Origin of the sequence: Nonomuraea sp. 3-1Str, assembly GCF_031570565.1 — a bacterium.
Classification (GTDB): Bacteria; Actinomycetota; Actinomycetes; order Streptosporangiales; family Streptosporangiaceae; genus Nonomuraea.
The window spans coordinates 58457-76242 of the sequence record NZ_JALHBK010000029.1; the positions used below are offsets into that span (position 1 = coordinate 58457).

Consider the following 17786-nt stretch of genomic DNA (forward strand, 5'->3'; position numbering starts at 1 on the left):
TTGATCAGAGCTTGTCGAGGCCGTCGGCGGTGAGCAGGTAGGCCAGGCCGTCCATGCCGAGATCGGCGGCCAGCGCGGTCAGCTCCTCGCCCACCCGCTCCGGGGTGAGCGCAGGTCCCAGGGCGCGCAGGAAGGTCGCCACGTCCACGCCCTGCTGAGCCGCGTAGGCGGCCACGCCGGCCTCGCCCAGGCTGGTGGCCGGGGTCAGCTTGGGTAGCACCGAGACGAAGCGGATGCCGAGGCCCTGTCGGGCCGACTCGCCCGCCGCGTAGGCGGAGATGAAACGGACCGCGGCCTTGGCCGGGGCGTAGCCGCCGCTGAGCGGCGAGCCGCCGACGGCCGCGCCGCTGGACATCGACACGACCGTGCTGCCCGGCGCCAGCGGGCCGAGCAGCGCCTCGCGGACCCAGTTGAACACCTGCCTGGCATCCATCTCCCAGTTGCGGCTGAAGGTCTCCCAGGTGTGCGACTGGATGGGCCGCATCAGCGGGCTCGCGCCCGCGTTGAGCACCAGGGTGTGCGGCACGTATTGGTCGATCAGCTGCCCCGCGAGAGCGGGGTCGGCGGCGTCGGCGACGACCGGGATGATCGCCTCGCCCAGTTTGCCGCGCAGCTCTTCCAGGGCGACGCCGTCCCGCGCGACGGCTACGACCTGCGCCCCCGCGTGGACGAGCGCGGTGGCGATCCCGCGTCCGAAGCCGCGGCTTGCGCCGGTGACCACCGCTGTGGTCCCGGACAGATCTTGGACTGACATCGAAACGGCTCCTTGTGGCTGTGCCTCCTGCGGTGGAGGCGCCATGAATAAAGACTTCGATTCCGAGCCGCATTCATCGGCGGATTCATCTCATCGGCGCGCGTCGTAAATCAGGTCCCAGGTACTACGTTTGTAGACCTTGGTATTCGCAGGGAACACGGAACGTAGGAGCCGCGTACCGTCTTCGGTGACCAGGTGCGGGCGTTCCTCGGCGAGGTGTCGCAAGAACTCCTGACAGTTGTCGGGCCACATCGGCCATCCGGACGCCAACCGGTTCGAGCACCTGTTCGCCCGCGCGAAATGGGGTGCAGACCTGCTGCGCGACGAGGTCCGCGGCTACGTGATAGAGCATTCGGGGCGGCCCGATGCGGTGCTCATCGCCCATGACACCACGGCGATCAAGAAGGGCACCAAATCGATCGCGAGGAACTCGCGAATGAACTCCGTCGGCGCGGCGAACACGTAGAAGACTGGCCGGCTGCCCGCAGCGGTGGTGTCGAGCCCAGTGGTGCCGGATTCCGAGCGCTGTGCCCTATTACAGGGTCTTGCGTCGTAAAGCCGCCCACAGCCGCGAGTTATAGAGCTCCGAGGACGATGACACTCATGACCGCGCTCGACACGGCGTGGCTCGCGGCCTCGAAGGCGCGGCGGCTACGGCGGGGCGCGCCCGCAACGCTCGTGATGTGCAGGCCCAGTCCCGCGTGCGAGAGCCACAGCACCACCGCGAGCAGGAAATACCCGGCAAGGACGACGCCTGCGATCAGGAGGAGGGCAGGCATGCCCATAGGTGCGGACGTATCGCCGTGCGGGCTGTGCTGGTGCCCTGCCATGCCCGTGGTCGGAAGCGCCACGGGCATGGCGAGGGCCATCCAGATCATGGCCACCGCCATGAGCGCGTGATGCAGATCCGGCCAGCGCGGCGCGGAGCCCGGCGGTCGTACGCCCGAGGCGAGCCTGAAGAACCAGCCCGCCGTCACCGCGAACACGATGGCCTCAAGCCCGCCGGGCATCACCGTCCCCCCCGGCCAGAGCATGGTGATCATCGCCACGCCCATGAAGGCGTGGGCGGCACTGGAGATCCGCAAGGTGGTGGTGCCCGGCGCCCTGCCGGTACGGGAGCGGCCCCCGCCGGATATCGAACCCAATGTGGCGGCGGTGAGGATCACGGTGAGCGCCCAGCGGAGGGCAAGGGAGTCGATCATGCTGCTCCGTCGGGCGGCCGGACGCCGCCGGGACTTCAGTGGTGGTGGTGGGAGTGGTCCACGGGCTGGCCGTACTCGTCGTGGTAGGGCATCTGGCTGACGTGCCTCTGCCGGCCGAGGGGTGTCAGGTCGAGATAGTTGTAGGTGGTCAGCATGGGGTCGGCTCCGCGCCCGTAGGTGGAGTAGGTGTTGAACACCCGCTCGCCGTCGCGGACGAAGACGCTGATGCCCTGTCCGTCGCCGTTGTCGCGGGTGTAGAACTGCAGGCCCTTCTCCTCCAGGGTGGCCTTGTCCATGTAGTTGTACTGAATGGGAAAGCGGGATTCGTCGTTGGAGACGTGGAAGTCGTAGTTGAAGTCGTTGCCGTAGGAGGAGTACCACGGCAGGGTCCAGCCCATGCGCTGCCTGTGTCGCTCGATGCTGGCCAGCGGCGCACGGGAGATCAGCGCCAGGGTGGTCCCGGCACCGTGCAGGTGGGTCAGGTCGGGAACGTTGTCGACGTGGAAGGAGCAGCTGTGGCAGCCCTGGTCGATGTCGTGCAGCCACATGAAGTGGTAGACGATGAGCTGTTCGCGGCCCTCGAACATGTCGATCAGGCGCACTTTGCCCTGGGGGCCTTCGAAGATGTAGTCCTTGTCGATTTCCACCATCGGCAGCGCGCGGCGCTCGGTGCTGAGGACATCCTGCGTCCGGCTGAACTCTTTCTCCTTCTCCAGCAGCCTCTTGCGGGCCACCAGCCATTCTTCGCGGGAAACTATCTGCGGCAGATCCATGGGTTCTCCTTGCCATAAGAATCGCTCGGAATGTACGTACCGGCCGGGCCGATTGGCCTGTGTACGTATATAGACCTGGTTGGGAGACGGGATTCATCGCCGGGTCCGTAGCAATCTCGGGCGGGCATGCGGGTGATGCGGCAGCGGCCCTGCTCAGGGGGTGACACGGTATTCGGCGTCGCCGCGGAACATGGCGGCGTTGTGGCGGGCGAACTGTGCGAAAGTCGTCGGCTCAAGCCCGAAGCGCCGGTGGGTGGTGAGGTTGTCGACCGTTCCGGTGAAGGCGGTGCCGTCGGCGCAGGTCACGGCGATCTGGGCGTCGTTGATCCGCGCTTTGACCGTGCCGATCGTTGACAGGTAGGAGAGCCGTCGCCCGGCGGGACAGGCTCTGCGCGGGGCGGTTGCTGCGCAGCCGGCCCAGGATCTGGGCTCCGGTGCCCGTCACCGCAGCGAGGAAGTCGTTGCCGTCAAAGCCCTTGTCTCACAGCACCAGCATGCTCGGCCTCAGCAGGTGCAGCAGTGTCGGTCTCGCCCGTGACGGTGGGCCGGAAGACGGCGCCGATCAGCGTCCGAGTTCCGGTCTCCATGAGGGTCATCAGCTCCAGTGGGGATAGCCGTCATGGGCCGGCCGAACCAAACCCCTGGCGTCACTGGCTGCCGCACAACGTCTTGGCGGTCGGCGAAGCCACAGCTCGCAGCCCAGTGAGGCTTTTCCAACCTGATCGGACTGATCAGCAAGAGAGAACCGGGACGGGTTGGCATGAGAAGAGGCTCTTGGCAGCTCGTACGCCCGGGTCTGACCCCATGAAGACCCATAGGCTCCTGGTTGCCAGATGTGCTGGTTGAGCGGTCTTTTGACGGCTCGGATCATGTGTGGAGGGATCTCGGTGATGATGATCAGCCAGCTCTTGATCGCCGGACTGTTGTTACCGAACCTGTCCGTACAGGCACAGCCACCTCTCCTCCACGTGATGACGTGGAACGTCTGTGCGGGCACCAACGCCGGGTGCGCGCTCTTCCGCCGCTCGAACGCCGAGCTGGCCTGGCACGTGGCAGTGCTGGCGACCGAGGCGGACGTGGTCTTCCTCCAGGAGTTCTGCACGGGCGCCGACGCCGACCTGGAACACGAGCTCGAACGCCGTACCGGCCGGAATTGGAGCGTCCGGTCGGCGGGGCTGATGTATTCGGACGGTTCTCCGTACCAGTGCCTGCCCGACAGAAACGGCAGGCCACGCGGGGTGCTGAGCGTCACCCTGGCCGTGGCCGGAACGGACACCGGCCTCGTCGTGCACGCGCTGACCTCGCCGCCGTGGGGAGCCCGCAGGTACGCCGTCTGCACGGCCGACCGGACGTTCTGCACCGCGCACTTCTCGTCGGGATCGAGCTACGACGACAGGCAGAAGGGCAGGCCCTACCGCCACATCCAGTTGCGCGAGCTGTTCAAGCTCGGCCGGGGTGTGATCGGTGGCGATCTCAACCTGGTGCCGCGCGACGCCGCCGCGGCCTACAAGGGCCGCGACGAATGCGACCCGCGCCGGCGCTGGACCTACGTGACCCGCAAGCGGAAGATTGATTACGTGTTCGCCGGCGAGGGCCGCGTACGGAAATGCTTCGTCGATTACGCCCGGAGCACGTGGTCTGATCACGTCCCGCTACACGCCTGGGTGAGAGCAGGCTCAACGCCGCCTGCACCACGTTGAGCTGGCCCAGCACCAGGTTGTTCGTCATGCCCTACCAGCGAAACCCGAATTTTGCGCATCCACGCTGCCGGCCAGGGACGAATTGGGATGCGCCCTCACTGAGGCGTTTCATCCGTGGGTGAGCTCGTAGTTTTGCAGGACGGCGATCGCCTTGCATAGCTGTCCTGCCTTGTGCGGGCAGCAGCGAAGCTTGCGGAGGATGCGCCAGCCTTTGAGCTGGGCGTTAGCGCGTTCCCCGGGCCCGCGGAGCCGGGCGTGGGAGCGATTGGCCGCCTTTTGTGACAGGGGCTTGTTGCGGCCCTTGTACGGTGTGGCCACCGGGCCTTCGGCGCCTTGGTAGCCCTTGTCGGCCAGGGTCAGCATGCCAGCCTGCGCCAGCGCGCGGAGGACGGCCCAGATGCGGGCGGCGGTCAGGTCGTGGGTGCTGCCCGGCAGCGAGCCGGAGGTCCAGATGATCGTGCCGTCTGGAGAGGCAATGACCTGGATGTTCATCCCATGCATGCGGTGCTTGGCCGAGTAGTACGGCCGGTCGGCGCGCACGCGGTCGATGGGGATGAGCATGCCGTCCAGCACCAGGTAGTGCAGGCCGTCTCGCGCGGCGTTGCGTAAGGCGCGGTCAAGCTTGGGGGCGCGGGCGCGCAGCAGGGCTACGGTCTCTTCCACGTACCGCCAGGCGGTGGCCACCGATACGCCGAACCCAGAGGCGAGCTCGTTGTACGTCTCGCCTTTGCGCAGGTAGATCAGGACCAGCAAGGCCTGCTGGGCGGGGTTGAGCCGCCGCCAGACGGAGCCGATGGCCTTGCGGTGGCGGCGGATGATGCCGGCCACGTAGTTCAGCGTTGGGCGCGACAAATCGACGGCAGCACGATAGAAAAGCATCCGAGCCCCTGGTGGTGACGGCGTTGATTGTGGTGATCCACCCGTCTACCAGGGGTTCTTCGCGTCATCAGGCGAACGCCGGACTCGCGATCATGCTGTGATCAGCAGGCGCCCACCGAGAATGAAAACAGCCCAGTCAAGGCGCTGGTCATCTTGTCCGAAACGAGCGGTAGCCGACCTCTGGGAACAGGCGCATCGCCGGCAGGAAATACACCCCGACCTGCGAGGGAACCGCGCCGGAGCCGGCTTGCCCGCTCCCAGAAGGATGTCTCCTTGGAAGCGGATGCCTGGCGGAACTTGGCTTTGCAGAATTGTTCTTATAAGAATCATGGCGGCGGCGCACGCGCCGCCGCGCGGCCCGAGCGTGCGGGCCGCGCCGGATGGGATGCTCCGGCCTCAAGCCCTTCAACGGCGCGGATCGTCCGGATCCACCATCAGCACCACCCGGTCAGCGTCGACATCGAACCCCATATCCGGATAGCCAGGAAATCCCTCCGCACTCATCAACACGGCCTTCCCAAGACGCCGTCCAATCAGGCAGAAGAAGTCCACGAAGACATCCAACCGCTCCTGCCCCTGCAACTCTCTGAGATCGACATCGAAGTCGATCGACTCGATCTGATACATGCGGAAGATGATCAGCACGTCGGAGATCGGCCAGACTCTCAGTTCGGGCATGACTCGCAGTTCAGGCGCGCCGCCGGCATAGGCGGCTTCGGCCATGTCAGCAGCAGACGTCAGCTCCATCGGCTCTCCACCTACCGAATAGGCGTACTGCCAACCCTGGGCCCGAACGAGATCCAGCAGCACCTGCCAGTCCTCAACAGTCGTCCCCTCCACAACCACGTCAGGCAAGGCTCCATTGACCTCAGGGTCGAATAGGACCTTCACGTCCTCCCACAGCAGGTCAGACACAGCAATCATCCTCCCTTAAGAACGCGCCTCCGGCGGGGACTCCAGCTCCGGGATGATCGCCGAGCGGGTCTGAGGTCCGTAGATCGCTGAGGTGGGGAGCTGATCATCCCGTCCGCCATCGACCCGGGACAAGCCAAGCGGGCCAGGACCACGGGGCCAAGGTCGTTCCTCCAGTTGGGGCTCCACCTTGACCCCGTGGGTCGGCCGCAAGAAGGGTGAACGCACCGTCCAGCCCCGTGACCACGGGTCGCCGGGGAATGGGAACTTGTCGGGGTTGCCGGGGAATGGGCCGGGCGTGAAGTCCTCCCGTCGGCCGCCGAGGCGAGCGATTACCTGCTCGGGTGCGTCACGGACCTCGACGGCGCGCTGGCCGACCTGCGCGAGGCCCGGTCGCTGGCCGGCGAGTTCGGCTCGCTCAGCCTCGGCGACCAGGTGTTCAGCGACCTGCGCTGGATCGACCTGCACCTGCGGCGCGGCGACACCGTCCTGGCGATCGCGCTGACCGAATCGGCCCGCGAGCGGGCGCGGCGGGCGACCTCGAAGGAGCTGCTGGTTCTGTTCGACGCGTGGGAGGCCGGCTTCCGGGTGCGGCTCGGCGACCTGGACCGGGCGCGCGCACTGCTGGACAACGCCGAACGGGATCTTGACGGCGACACCACGTTCGCCGGTGACCACGTGCGGACGCTGATCGGCAGCGCACGGGCCTCGCTCTGCTTGGAGACCGGTGACCTGGCCGGCGCGGAGAAGGCGCTGGAGAAGGCGTACGCGGCGGCGTTGGAGACCCGGGACCTACCGATCCTGTCGCTGGTGGCGGTGAACGCCGCCGCGTTCGCCGAGGCGCGCGGACGGCATCACGAGTCGGCCGTCCTGCTCGGCGCCGCGTCCAGGCTGCGCGGCGCCCACGACCACACCGATCGGCAGGTCCGCGAGCTCACCCGCCGAGGGCGGGCCGTGCTGGGCGAGGAAGCCTTCGCCGCGGCGTACGGGAAGGGCTGGCGACTGGACGGGAAGACGGCCGCGACCGAAGTCGACCCGGCCCGGCTGCGCGGGGAACTCAGGACAGCTCACCCGGATCCCTAGTGATCTGGCCGGGCGCGCCGCTCGGATCATGCCCGGTCGGCGACGGTCTCATGGAGCGGTGCTCGTACCGATGAGGTGTCGAGGTCGGGTGCCAGGGTCCTCATCCCTGTTTCCCGATGAACTCGCGCAGCCAGTGGAAGCTCGCCTTCTCGGTGCGGGCCTGGGTTTCGTAGTCGACGTGGACGAGTCCGAACCGGGCGGCGTACCCGCGGGCCCACTCGAAGTTGTCCAGCAGCGACCAGCAGAAGTAGCCGCGCACGTCCACACCGTCGGTCATCGCGGCGCGGATGGCGGCCAGGTGGTCGCGCAGGAAGCCGACGCGACCGGTGTCGTCGAGAGTCCCGTCGTCGCCGTAGCCGTTCTCGGTGATGAAGATCGGCGGGACCGCGGGGTAGCGCCCGGCCAGGCCGAGGAGAGTCTGGTGGAGCCCTTGCGGCTCCACCGGCCAGCCCAGCCCGCTGGTCGCCGCGCCGTCCGGGGTGACGCTGCGCACCCCGAGGTCGAAGGCGGTGCGCAGCGCGGGATCCGCCTGCTCGTACGGCGCCGCGGCAGCGTGGATGCGGTAGTAGTAGTTGACGCCCAGGAAGTCCAACGGAGCGCCGATGACCTTCAGGTCGCCCTCGCGGCGGAAGGAGAAGTCGCTGATCGCCCCGAAGGTCTCCACCATGTCGGAGGCGTAGACGCCGAGCAGCAGCGGGTCGGTGAACTGGCGGTTGACCAGCAGGTCCATCCTGCGTGCCGCGTCGGCGTCGGCCGCCGAGCCGGTCGCGGGCACCGTGGGCGACATGTTGAGCGTGATGCCGACCCGCTGTCCCGGCCGCGCCCGTGCCCGCAGCCTGGCCGCCGCCAAGCCGTGGCCCACCAGCAGGTGGTGGGCGGCGGCCAGCGCGCCGTGACCCTCGCGTGCGCCGGGTGCGTGGCGGCCTTCGGCGTAGCCGACGATGGACGAGCAGTACGGCTCGTTCAGCGTGATCCACTGGGACACCGTGTCGCCCAGCGCCTCGTGGGCGACCTCGGCGTAGTCGGCGAAGCGCTCGGCGGTGTCGCGCTCGCGCCAGCCGCCGCGGTCCTCCAGCGCCTGGGGCAGGTCCCAGTGGTAGAGGGTGACGTACGGCTCGATGCCGCGCCCGCGCAGGGCGTCGGCGAGCCGCCGGTAGAAGTCGAGGCCGCGCTGGTTCACCCGGCCGTCGCCGTCGGGCATGATCCTGGGCCACGCCAGCGAGAAGCGGTAGGCGCCGGTGCCGAGCCGGTCCATCAGCTCCACGTCCTCCTGCCAGCGGTGGTAGTGGTCGCAGGCGTGCTCGCCGCTCTGGCCCATGGCCACCGCGCCGGGGATGCGACAGAACGTGTCCCAGATGGAGGGCCCGCGCCCGTCGGCGTCCACGGCGCCCTCGATCTGGTACGCGGCGGTGGCCGTCCCCCACACGAACCCGGGGGGAAAGGCGTTATGTTCCTGGGTCATCCCTTGATCGCTCCTGACATGATTCCCCCGATGATCTGACGGCCCAGCGCGGCGAAGACCGCCACGATCGGCACGATGGCGAGCACGGTGCCGGTGAGCACGAGCGCGTAGTCGGTGGTGTAGCCGCTGGCCAGGCTGGAGAGGGCGAGCTGGACGGTCGGGTTCTCCGGCGTGAGGACGACCAGCGGCCAGAAGAAGTCGTTCCAGGCGTGCATGAAGGTGAACAGGCCGAGCACGGCGGCGGCCGGGCGGGCGGCGGGCAGCACGACGTGCCAGAACAGCCGCAGTGTGCTGCACCCGTCGATGCGACCGGCCTCCAGCAGCTCGTCCGGGATGGCGCTGGAGAGGTACTGGGTCATGAGGAACACGCCGAACGCGGTGACGAGGCCGGGCACGATCACCGCCTCGAGCCTGCCGGTCCAGCCGAACTCCGCCATGAGGATGTACAGCGGGATGATGCCGAGCTGCTGCGGCACTGTCGTGGTGGCGATGGCCAGGAGGAGCAGTACGTTGCGCCCGCGGAAGCGCAGCTTGGCGAAGGCGAAGCCGGCCAGCGTGGAGAACAGCACGACCGAGACGGTGACCGTGCCCGACACGAGGACGGAGTTGAGCATCGCCTGGCCGAACGGGGTGGTGTCGAAGACCCGGGCGATGTTCTCGAACAGGTGGCCCCCGGGGGTGAGGACCGGCGGCACGCTGGCGATGGCGTCGTTGTCATGGGAGGCCACGACCAGCGACCAGTAGATGGGGAACAGCGAGCCGAGCAGCACGGCGACGAGCGCGGCGTAGGTCCAGAACCCTGCTCCCCGGGGGTTCAGGCGGCGTCGGACCGCGGTGACGGTTGCCATGTCAGCTGCTCCTGATCCTGCGCGTGACGGCGAAGTTGACGAGCGCCATGACCACGATGATCATGCAGAGGGTCCAGGCGATCGCCGAGGCGTAGCCGAACTCGTACAAGCTGAAGCCCTGCTCGTAGAGGTAGAGGCCGACGGTCTGGAACTGGCGGTCCGAGCCGCCGGTCGGGTTGCCGGTGCCGGCCTGGAACAGCAGCGGCTCGGCGATGATCTGGAAGCCGCCGATGGTGGACACGACGGCGGTGAAGATGATCGTGGGGCGGAGCATCGGCACGGTGATCTTCCGGAACTGGGTGAGCTGGTTCGCCCCGTCCAGCCGGGCCGCCTCGTACAGGCCCTCGGGGATGGTCTGCATGGCGGCCAGGTAGATGAGGGCGTTGTAGCCGGTCCACCGCCAGATGACGATCATCGAGATCGCGACGTGCGAGGAGAGCGTGCCGGCCTGCCAGTCGATGGGATCCAGGCCCACCAGGTCGAGGGCCCAGTTGACCATGCCGAAGTCGCGGCCGAAGAGCTGGGCGAAGATGATCGTGACCGCGACGATCGAGGTCACGTTGGGCAGCAGCACGCCCATCCGGAACAGCGTGCGGGCGCGCAGCCGGCGGTTGAGCATGTGCGCGATGAACAGCGCGGCCAGCAGTTGCGGCACGGTGGACAACAGCCAGATGCTGACGGTGTTGAACAGCGCGTTCCAGAAGTAGTCGTCGGCCAGCAGCTCGGCGTAGTTGGCCAGCCCCACCCATTCGCGGTCCGGGTCCAGCAGGTTCCAGTCGGTGAGAGAGACGTACGCGGTGTACAGCAGCGGGAACATGCCCAGCACGCCGAACAGCAGGAAGAACGGGGCGATGTAGAGGTACGGCGAGCCCTTGACGTCGAGCTGGTAGGCCCAGCGGCGCCGAGGCCCTGATCTGACGGAGGTCATGGTCGGCTCCTCGGGGGGAAGGGTGGCGACGGCGGGTCCTGACCGCCCGCCGTCGCCCGGCTCTCACGGATCGACGCGCATCACTTGCTGATGCGCTCGACGTCCCCGAGCATCTGCGTCCACGCCTCGGCGGCGCTCTGCTTGCCCTCCTCCACGCGGTTGATCGCGTCGCGGATGGCGGTCTGGATGTCGCCGGCCCTCGGGCCCTGGTACTGGGGCTTGAGGTTGCGGGCGGCGGTGGTGAAGATCTGCCCGATCGGCGCGTTGTTGAAGAACTCATGCTTGAGCCCGGTCACCTCGGGCTTGTCGTAGGTGGCGACGGTGGAGGGCAGGATGCCGTGCTTGGTGAACACCTCGATCTGCTGTTCGGGCGCTGTCAGCCAGGCGATCAGCTCCACGGCCTCCTTCACGTGCTTGCCCTTGGCCGGGACGGTCAGGTAGGAGCCGCCCCAGTTGCCGCCGCCGCCGGGGATGGCGGTCACGTCCCACTGGCCGGCGAAGTCCTTGCCCTGGTCCTGGATCTTGGCGAGCATCCAGGCGGGGCAGGCGATGGTGGCGAACTGGCTCTTGGCGAAGCCGGTGTTCCAGGCGGGCGAGCTGCCGACGAGCTTGGCCGACTGGCCGTCGGCCACGGCCTTGAGCACCTCGTCGTAGGCGGAGCGGATGGCCGGGTTGGTGGCGACCACGACCTTGTCCTGGGTGTCGTAGTAGCCGGTCTCGGCCTGGCCGACCATCGCGTTGAACACCTGGGGGCCGCCGTCGAAGAACGCGGCGCCTTCGGGCTTCTTGGCGGTGTAGCGCTTGCCGGTCTCGAAGTAGGACGTCCAGTCGGGCCAGAGCTTGGCGACCTCGTCACGGTCGGTGGGCAGCCCGGCCTTCTCGAACAGGTCGCGGCGGTAGCACATGGCCAGGCCGCCCACGTCGGTGCCGTAGCCGATCTGGGCCCCCGACTTGGCCAGCGACGCCTCCCACTTCCACGGCAGCCAGCGATCCTTGAGCTGGTCGGCGCCATGCTGGCGTAAGTCGGCGAAGTGCTGGGGCTGGTTCCTGAACTGGGCGATGAAGCCGGTGTCGATCGCCTCGACGTCGGCGGTGCCGCTGCCGGTGGCCAGGTGCGCCGCGAGGTTGCGGTGGTGGTCGTTGTACGCCGACGTCCTTTCGACGATCTTGATATTGGGGTGGGCGGCCTCGTACTTGGCGTAGAGCTCCTTGAAGCCCATGTTCCCGAACAGGTTGAGGGTCAGGGTGATCTTGCCCTCGGCCGGAGTGGAGCCGGTGGAGGGGGAGCCGCCGCAACCGGTGGCGAGCATGCCGAGAGCGAGCACTCCGGCGGCGATACGGATTCGTCCAGCAGACACCTGGGACTCCTTCGAAGGAGAGGAAGGGTGACTGCGAGATGCGATGAGCAGGCCGAGCCCCGCGGCAACGGTGCGGCATCGGCCTGTCAGTGCGACATCCCATATAACTCCACCATTCTCTGTCAAGTCACAGAAACGTCACGCAAAAGAAATTGGCGGTGTTGGTTGACACGCTGTCAGCTCTCCCATACTTTCCCGGTAACCGGTTACATGAAACCGGTTTCAGCGAGGTGCGATAACGTAAGTCCGTGGCAACGATTCGTGAGCTGGCGCGCCTTTGCGGGGTTTCGCCGGCGACTGTCTCCCGCGTGTTCAACAGCCCCGAGGTGGTGAACGCCCAGACCCGCGAGCTCATTCTCAGCACCGCGACACGCATCGGATACTCGCCCAACGAGTCGGCCCGCACTCTGGCCACCAAGAGGTCCCACATGGTCGGCCTGATCTGGGACACCGACCACCGCCGCCCCGGTTGGCGGCACCCGTTCTTCCAGGACATCCTCATCGGGCTGAAGACCGCGCTGAGCGAGCGCGGCTACCACCTGCTCATGCTCGCCACCAGCGAGGACGGCACGCCCGACAGCTATCTCCGCGCCGTACGCAGGCACAACCTCGACGGCGTGGTCTTCATAGACAACGGCAGGGCCGACCCCTCGCTCCAGCCGCTGGCAGGATCAGAGGTGCCGTGCGTCTCCCTCGACCGGCCCGTCCAGGGGCCGTGGACCACTTACGTGACCTCCGACAACGTGGGCGGGGCGCGCGAGGCGGTCCGCCACCTGCACGCGACCGGGCGCCGGGTCATCGCCACCATCACCGGCCCGGTCCGCACCGGGCCGGGCGCGGAGCGGCTGCGCGGCTACCTGGAGGAGCTGGCCGCGCTCGGTCTGGCACATCGGCCGGAGCTGGTCGTCGAGGGCGACTTCTACTTGTCCGGTGGTCATGCCGCGATGCGTACGCTGCTGGAGCTGGAGGAGCGGCCGGACGCGGTGTTCGTCGCAGGCGACGAGATGGCGATCGGCGCGCTGCGGGCCGTGACGGAGGCGGGATTGAAGGTGCCCGACGACATCGCGCTGGTCGGGTTCGACGACATCGAGCTGGCCGCGCTGGTGCCGCCGGGACTGACGACGCTGGCCCAGGACAAGGCGGGCTTCGGTATGGTGGCGGCCGCGGCGGTCATCACGATGATCAACGAAGGCGTCACCCCTCTCCCGCGGATCCTGCCCACCCCGTTGGTCGTCCGCGGCTCCACCGGGTAGACCGGAATCCTCCGGGTCACAGGTGGGCGGCGCGGTCGTCGATGCCGCCTTTCCGGACGGCCAGATCCTTGACCTCGCCCGCCGTCCCGGTGGCCGTCAGGGCGGTGGCGAACAGGATGAGCTGGTTGAGCACCTTCAGGAACAGCAGCATGCCCGCCGCGCCCGCGACGACCCGGTAGGCGGGGTTGGCCGCGGTGAGGTTGACGTAGACCTGGCCGAGCGTCTTGAGGATCTCCAGCCCGGCGGTGATGACCAGCGCCGGGCCCATCACGCGGCGCAGCGGCATCCGTAACCGGGGCGGCGCGGTCAGCAGCGCCATGGCCAGCAGCGTGTTCACGCCGAGGCCGAGCACGATCCCGGCCGCGGTGAGCACCCACTGGGCCGGGAGGGCCTCCACGCCCACGGTGAGCACGGCCAGCCACGTCAGCAGCCGTTCGGCGGCGAAGGCGACGGCGAGCGACAGGGCGAGCAGCAGCCCCAGCCCGGCCATCACGCTCAGGTCGATGAGCTGGCGCAGGAAGAAGTTGCCCGGGTACTCCTCCAGCCGCCAGATCGCCCGGCTGGCCGAGCGCAGGGTGTCCATCCAGAACAGCCCGGTCACCGGCAGCGCGACGAAGGCCACCGCGCCGGCCGTGCCCCCGGCCTCCCGCAGCGCCTGGACGTCGAGGCGCGGGAAGTTCTCGCTCAGGTACTGCTGGACCGTGGCGAGGACCGTCGGGTCGTCCATGACGTGGCCGAGGATGCCGAAGGCCAGCAGGGCCAGGGCGAAGGTGGCGAAGAAGGAGTAGTAGGTGAGGGCCGCCGACAGCCGGCCGCCGTCGGCCTTGTCGTAGCGCACCACGGCGCGGGACAGATGGTCGAGCCAGCCGTGCCGGTCGCGGGCCCGCCGCCAGGTCGCCACCAGGCCCTTGAACGGTCCGGTGGCGTTCATGGCGCGAGGTTCCCTTCGCTTCCGTCCTGGTGGCCGTACGCCGCCGGGTGCTCACCGTACCGCGACGAACGCGCGCACAGCTCTTGCCCTGGAACAGCCGGTCAACGCATGCTCAACGGATTCTCAACGAAGGCGCTCCTACTCTGCGGTCAACAGATTCCGCAACCAGGGAGAGCACATGCGTAACCTCCAAGCTCTGGCGGTCGCCGCGATGGTGGCCGGCAGTGTCCTGACCGCCGCCTCGCCCGCCGGCGCCTCCGTGCAGGACGCCCGTCAGGTGTCGCACACCCAGGCCGCGGGACCGATCAACTACTCGTGCGGGGCGCGGCTGAGGGTGAGTCGCGACGTGCCCAGGAGCACATGGCAGCGCATGGCAGGGGCGTCGGGGCGCCGCGGCGCGGTCTACCTGTACGAGGCCAACGGTGTCTACAGAGGCCGTGACGTGTGGTGGGCATGGGGCACCGGTCTGCGCGCCGGCGACAGGGTCTCCGTCGACTGGACGGACGACGGAGGCCGCACCTACCACGCCTGCCACGCGGTCGTGGGCAGGGGAGGCCGCAGCGCCACGTCGTTCGCGGTGGACGCCCCGGGGGGCCGCAAGTTCCGCGCATGCGTGAAGGCCGCGGGCAAGTGGTCATGCACGCGCGGCTGGTGGGAGGTCAGGGGATCGTAGGGCCTGGGTGGACTTCCGATCTCCAGGCGGGTCGAAGGCGGGCGCCTGAGGTGACAAACCCGCATAAGGGCCGCTTCAATAGCACTGACCATGGACGACGCTGATGTGACCGGAGACCGGGTGATCTCTCCGGTCCTCGTGGGGCGGGCCGCGGAGCTGCGGCGCCTGCTGGCTGTGGTGGCGCGCGCGCCTTCCGTCGCCCTGATCGAGGGCGAGGCGGGGATCGGCAAGACGCGGCTCGCCGGGGAGCTCGCCTCGGAGCCGGAACTCGGCGCTCACCTGCTGCTCGTCGGTGGATGCGTGCAGATCCGCGAGCCGTTCCCTCTCGGTCCCCTCCTCGACGCGCTGCGCGGCACCGGGGAGCACCTGGACAAGGCGCTCCTGTCACCGGTGACCGGCGCCCTGCGTCCGCTGCTTCCCGAGCTGGCTCCCTGCCTGCCGCCGGCGCCCGAGCCGCTCGACGATCCCGCCGGCCGGCGGCATCGGGTGTTCCGCGGGCTGGCGGAGCTGCTCAGGGCGCTGGGCCCGGTGGTGCTGGTGCTGGAGGACATGCACTGGGCCGACGAGCAGACGGTGGCGTTCCTCGGGTACCTGCTGGCCGACCCGCCGGCCGGGCTCGCGCTCGTGCTGACCTTCCGCGGCGAGGAGGTAGACCCGGGCATCAGGGCGCTCATGACCCGGCACCGCGCCGAGGTCACACGGGCCCACATCGTCCTGCCGCCGCTGAACGTGGCCCAGACCAACGAGCTGACCGCCTCGATCCTGGGCACCGCGCAGGTGTCGGAGGAGTTCGCCGCCTACCTGTGCGAGCGGACCTCCGGGCTGCCGTACGCCATCCAGGAGCTGGTCGCGCTGCTGCGCGGACGCGGCATGCTGGTCCAGCGCGGCACCGGGTGGGCCCGCAAGGCACTCGACGCGCTGGACGTCCCCGCCGGGGTGCGTGACTCGGTGCTGGAGCGCGTGCGTGGCCTGAGCGCGAGCGCGCAGGCGATGGCGGAGGCCGCGGCCGTGCTGCAGGTGCCCGTGCCGGTGTCCGTACTCGTGGCCACCTGCCACGCGCGGGCGCAGGACGCCCGCGCGGGCCTGGACGAGCTGCTGGAGCGCGGCCTGTTCACCGAAGGCGCGGGGGCCGCCGGGTTCCGGCACATGCTGGCCGTTCAGGCGGTGTACGAGAGCGTCCCGCTGCCCAGACGGCAGTCGCTGCACGCGCGCGCCGCGGCGGCCGTGTCGCGGCAGCGTCCCGAGCCTCTGGGGCAGATCGCCCACCATCTCCGCCACGCCGGCGACCACGACGCGTGGGTAGAGGCCGCGGAGAAGGCCGCGGCCCAGGCGGTGGCGCTGGCCAACGACGCCGAGGCGGAGCGCCTGCTGGAAGCGGTGCTTCGGCACGCGCCCCTGGATCCGGTCCGGCAGGGCCGGATCGCGGTGCGGCTGGGATGGGCGGCCGGCTACGCGCTGTCCGCGGGCGAGGTCATCGACCTGCTGCGCGAGGCCGCGGAACGGCAGCCGGCAGGCCCAGTGCGCGGTGAGCTGAACTTCCTCATCGGCCTGCAGCTCGAAAGATCGGGCGCACTGCGGGAACGCTTCCGCCAGATCGCCGATGCCGTTCCCGAGCTGCTGGACAACCCCTTTCTGGCAGCCTCGGCGATGGTGGGGCTGAGCATTCCGAACGGCCCCGGCATCCCGCTCGCCGAGCATCTGTCGTGGCTCGACCGGGCACTCGCCCTGATCCCGGCCATCGACGAACCCGAGCGGAGGGTCTCCGTCCTCGGCAAGGCCGCCATGGTCCTGACCTCCATCGGCGACCCGCGCCGGGCCGCGCTGACCGGGCAGATGCTGGAGCAGACCGGGAACCGTCCGGTCAATCGGTGGGAGGTGGTGGCCTACGACTCCGTCGGCGCGATCGCCGCACTCGCCGGACACCATGACACCGCGAAGGAACTGCTGGACACCGCTCTCGCGGAGGCCGTCAGGCACGACGTCACGCGCCTGACCGAGTTCAGGTGCCGGGTGGATCTGGCCGTCCACGCCTACTGCAGCGGTTCGTGGCAGGGGCTGAGGGAAGAGGTCGAGGTCCTGCTGGACCTGTTCGCCGGGCAGCGGACCTACCACGTCCTGGCCGAGACCGTCGCGGCGTGCCTGGCACTCGCCCAGGGCAGGCTCGACGGCATCCGCTTCGACGACCTGGTGCGCGAGAACCTCGAGACGGGCGCCGTGGACATGTTGCCGCTGCCGGTGAGCGCGCTGCTCCGGCTCGCCACGGCCCGGGGCGGGGCGAGCGCCGCGGTGGCGGGCACCGCCGCGACGTTCGCCCTGTGGGCGGACAAGGGATTGTGGCCGGTCGGCGTGCGGGCGGTTCCGGCCTTGGCCGAGGCTCTGGTCAGTGTGGGCCGCGCCGACGAGGCCGCCGAGCTGGTGACGCGTCTCGATCGTGAGCTCGCCGAGCTGGACGCCCCTCTCGCGCCGGCGGCGCTCGAGCACGCCAGAGGTTTCCTGACAGGCGACGCCGAACGGTTCACGGCCGCCGCGGCCGCCTATGACCGGCTTCCCGCGCCCTACGAGGCGGCGCAGGCGCGCGAGCAGGCCGCCACGCGACTGCTCGCCGTGGGTGACGAGCGGGCCGCCAACCTCCTGGCGGTCTCCATCGAGGGGTACGGCAGGCTGGGCGCCCGCTGGGATCTCGATCGCGCCACCCGAGCGGGCAGGCAGTGGGGCCTGTCCTCACCGGCCCGCCATCGGGGCGGCCCCCGCGGTTACGGCTCCGAGCTGTCGCCGAGGGAGAGCGCGGTGGCCAGGCTGGCGGCCACCGGCTTGACCAACAAGGAGATCGCCAGGCAGCTCTTCGTGTCGGCGAAGACCGTCGACAAGCATCTGGGCGCCGCGATGCGCAAACTGGGCCTGCACTCGCGTGCCGCGATCGCCAACCGTCTGGCCGACGTACAACAAATGGGGCATTCGCCCCATAGGTAACCCGCGGCCGGAGCCTCGACCCTTGTCGCATGCCCGACCATGCTCCCGAAGACAAGGACG

The 17786-nt window shown here is 69.0% G+C and carries 17 protein-coding genes; 6 read left to right on the forward strand and 11 right to left on the reverse strand.

Annotated features, from left to right (window positions below):
* Nucleotides 1-4 precede the first annotated feature (4 nt).
* Entirely contained in the window at nucleotides 5-754 is a 750-nt protein-coding gene (locus MTP10_RS33770) for an SDR family oxidoreductase (protein ID WP_310714697.1), read from the reverse strand.
* A 238-nt stretch (nucleotides 755-992) separates the two neighbouring features.
* Here MTP10_RS33770 and MTP10_RS33775 point away from each other — a divergent pair, with 238 nt between their 5' ends.
* Nucleotides 993-1220 (forward strand): hypothetical protein, encoded by a 228-nt coding sequence (locus MTP10_RS33775; RefSeq protein WP_310714698.1) that lies wholly within the window; start codon nucleotides 993-995, stop codon nucleotides 1218-1220.
* 109 nt (nucleotides 1221-1329) lie between these two features.
* Here MTP10_RS33775 and MTP10_RS33780 read toward each other — a convergent pair whose 3' ends face one another.
* The 3 genes from MTP10_RS33780 to MTP10_RS33790 all read right to left on the reverse strand — a co-directional run bounded on the left by MTP10_RS33780 (nucleotide 1330) and on the right by MTP10_RS33790 (nucleotide 3035).
* Nucleotides 1330-1956 (reverse strand): DUF5134 domain-containing protein, encoded by a 627-nt coding sequence (locus MTP10_RS33780; RefSeq protein ID WP_310714700.1) that lies wholly within the window; start codon nucleotides 1954-1956, stop codon nucleotides 1330-1332.
* A 35-nt stretch (nucleotides 1957-1991) separates the two neighbouring features.
* Complete coding sequence (locus tag MTP10_RS33785) at nucleotides 1992-2729, reverse strand: DUF899 domain-containing protein (protein ID WP_310714702.1); 738 nt, start codon at nucleotides 2727-2729, stop codon at nucleotides 1992-1994.
* A gap of 153 nt (nucleotides 2730-2882) precedes the next feature.
* A complete protein-coding gene (locus tag MTP10_RS33790; RefSeq protein ID WP_310714704.1) occupies nucleotides 2883-3035 on the reverse strand; it encodes a hypothetical protein in 153 nt (50 codons plus the stop codon).
* Between the two features lie 665 nt (nucleotides 3036-3700).
* Between MTP10_RS33790 and MTP10_RS33795 the strand changes: the two genes are divergently transcribed.
* The gene (locus MTP10_RS33795) at nucleotides 3701-4429 is read left to right on the forward strand and encodes an endonuclease/exonuclease/phosphatase family protein (protein ID WP_310714706.1); all 729 of its coding nucleotides are present in this window, start codon (nucleotides 3701-3703) and stop codon (nucleotides 4427-4429) included.
* 108 nt (nucleotides 4430-4537) lie between these two features.
* Here the strand turns inward: MTP10_RS33795 and MTP10_RS33800 are convergent, their stop codons facing one another.
* Together MTP10_RS33800 and MTP10_RS33805 are read right to left on the reverse strand one after the other, a co-directional pair.
* Nucleotides 4538-5308 carry a transposase family protein gene (locus tag MTP10_RS33800; RefSeq protein ID WP_310714707.1) on the reverse strand — a complete coding sequence of 257 codons (771 nt, stop codon included), beginning with the start codon at nucleotides 5306-5308 and terminating at the stop codon, nucleotides 4538-4540.
* Nucleotides 5309-5713: 405 nt separating this feature from the next.
* The gene (locus MTP10_RS33805) at nucleotides 5714-6223 is read right to left on the reverse strand and encodes a hypothetical protein (RefSeq protein WP_310714708.1); all 510 of its coding nucleotides are present in this window, start codon (nucleotides 6221-6223) and stop codon (nucleotides 5714-5716) included.
* A gap of 432 nt (nucleotides 6224-6655) precedes the next feature.
* Here MTP10_RS33805 and MTP10_RS33810 point away from each other — a divergent pair, with 432 nt between their 5' ends.
* A complete protein-coding gene (locus tag MTP10_RS33810; protein ID WP_310714710.1) occupies nucleotides 6656-7303 on the forward strand; it encodes a hypothetical protein in 648 nt (215 codons plus the stop codon).
* A gap of 100 nt (nucleotides 7304-7403) precedes the next feature.
* Here the strand turns inward: MTP10_RS33810 and MTP10_RS33815 are convergent, their stop codons facing one another.
* From MTP10_RS33815 to MTP10_RS33830, 4 genes are all read right to left on the reverse strand, one after another.
* A complete protein-coding gene (locus MTP10_RS33815) occupies nucleotides 7404-8765 on the reverse strand; it encodes a GH1 family beta-glucosidase (protein WP_310714711.1) in 1362 nt (453 codons plus the stop codon).
* The gene (locus tag MTP10_RS33820) at nucleotides 8762-9613 is read right to left on the reverse strand and encodes a carbohydrate ABC transporter permease (protein WP_310714713.1); all 852 of its coding nucleotides are present in this window, start codon (nucleotides 9611-9613) and stop codon (nucleotides 8762-8764) included. The genes MTP10_RS33815 and MTP10_RS33820 overlap by 4 nt, the downstream gene beginning before the upstream one ends.
* Nucleotide 9614: 1 nt before the next feature.
* Nucleotides 9615-10541: a sugar ABC transporter permease gene (locus MTP10_RS33825; protein ID WP_310714714.1), complete on the reverse strand. Its 927-nt coding sequence runs from the start codon at nucleotides 10539-10541 to the stop codon at nucleotides 9615-9617.
* An 80-nt stretch (nucleotides 10542-10621) separates the two neighbouring features.
* Nucleotides 10622-11899, reverse strand: coding sequence for an ABC transporter substrate-binding protein (locus MTP10_RS33830; RefSeq protein ID WP_310714715.1), 1278 nt, complete (start codon nucleotides 11897-11899; stop codon nucleotides 10622-10624).
* A gap of 248 nt (nucleotides 11900-12147) precedes the next feature.
* Between MTP10_RS33830 and MTP10_RS33835 the strand changes: the two genes are divergently transcribed.
* On the forward strand, nucleotides 12148-13152 hold the full coding sequence (locus MTP10_RS33835) for a LacI family DNA-binding transcriptional regulator (RefSeq protein WP_310714717.1): 1005 nt from the start codon (nucleotides 12148-12150) through the stop codon (nucleotides 13150-13152).
* Nucleotides 13153-13168: 16 nt separating this feature from the next.
* Here the strand turns inward: MTP10_RS33835 and MTP10_RS33840 are convergent, their stop codons facing one another.
* Entirely contained in the window at nucleotides 13169-14083 is a 915-nt protein-coding gene (locus MTP10_RS33840) for a YihY/virulence factor BrkB family protein (protein WP_310714720.1), read from the reverse strand.
* 178 nt (nucleotides 14084-14261) lie between these two features.
* Between MTP10_RS33840 and MTP10_RS33845 the strand changes: the two genes are divergently transcribed.
* Both MTP10_RS33845 and MTP10_RS33850 read left to right on the forward strand, forming a co-directional pair.
* Nucleotides 14262-14756 (forward strand): hypothetical protein, encoded by a 495-nt coding sequence (locus MTP10_RS33845; protein WP_310714722.1) that lies wholly within the window; start codon nucleotides 14262-14264, stop codon nucleotides 14754-14756.
* Nucleotides 14757-14846: 90 nt separating this feature from the next.
* A complete protein-coding gene (locus tag MTP10_RS33850; protein ID WP_310714723.1) occupies nucleotides 14847-17726 on the forward strand; it encodes an AAA family ATPase in 2880 nt (959 codons plus the stop codon).
* The last annotated feature ends 60 nt before the right edge of the window (nucleotides 17727-17786 follow it).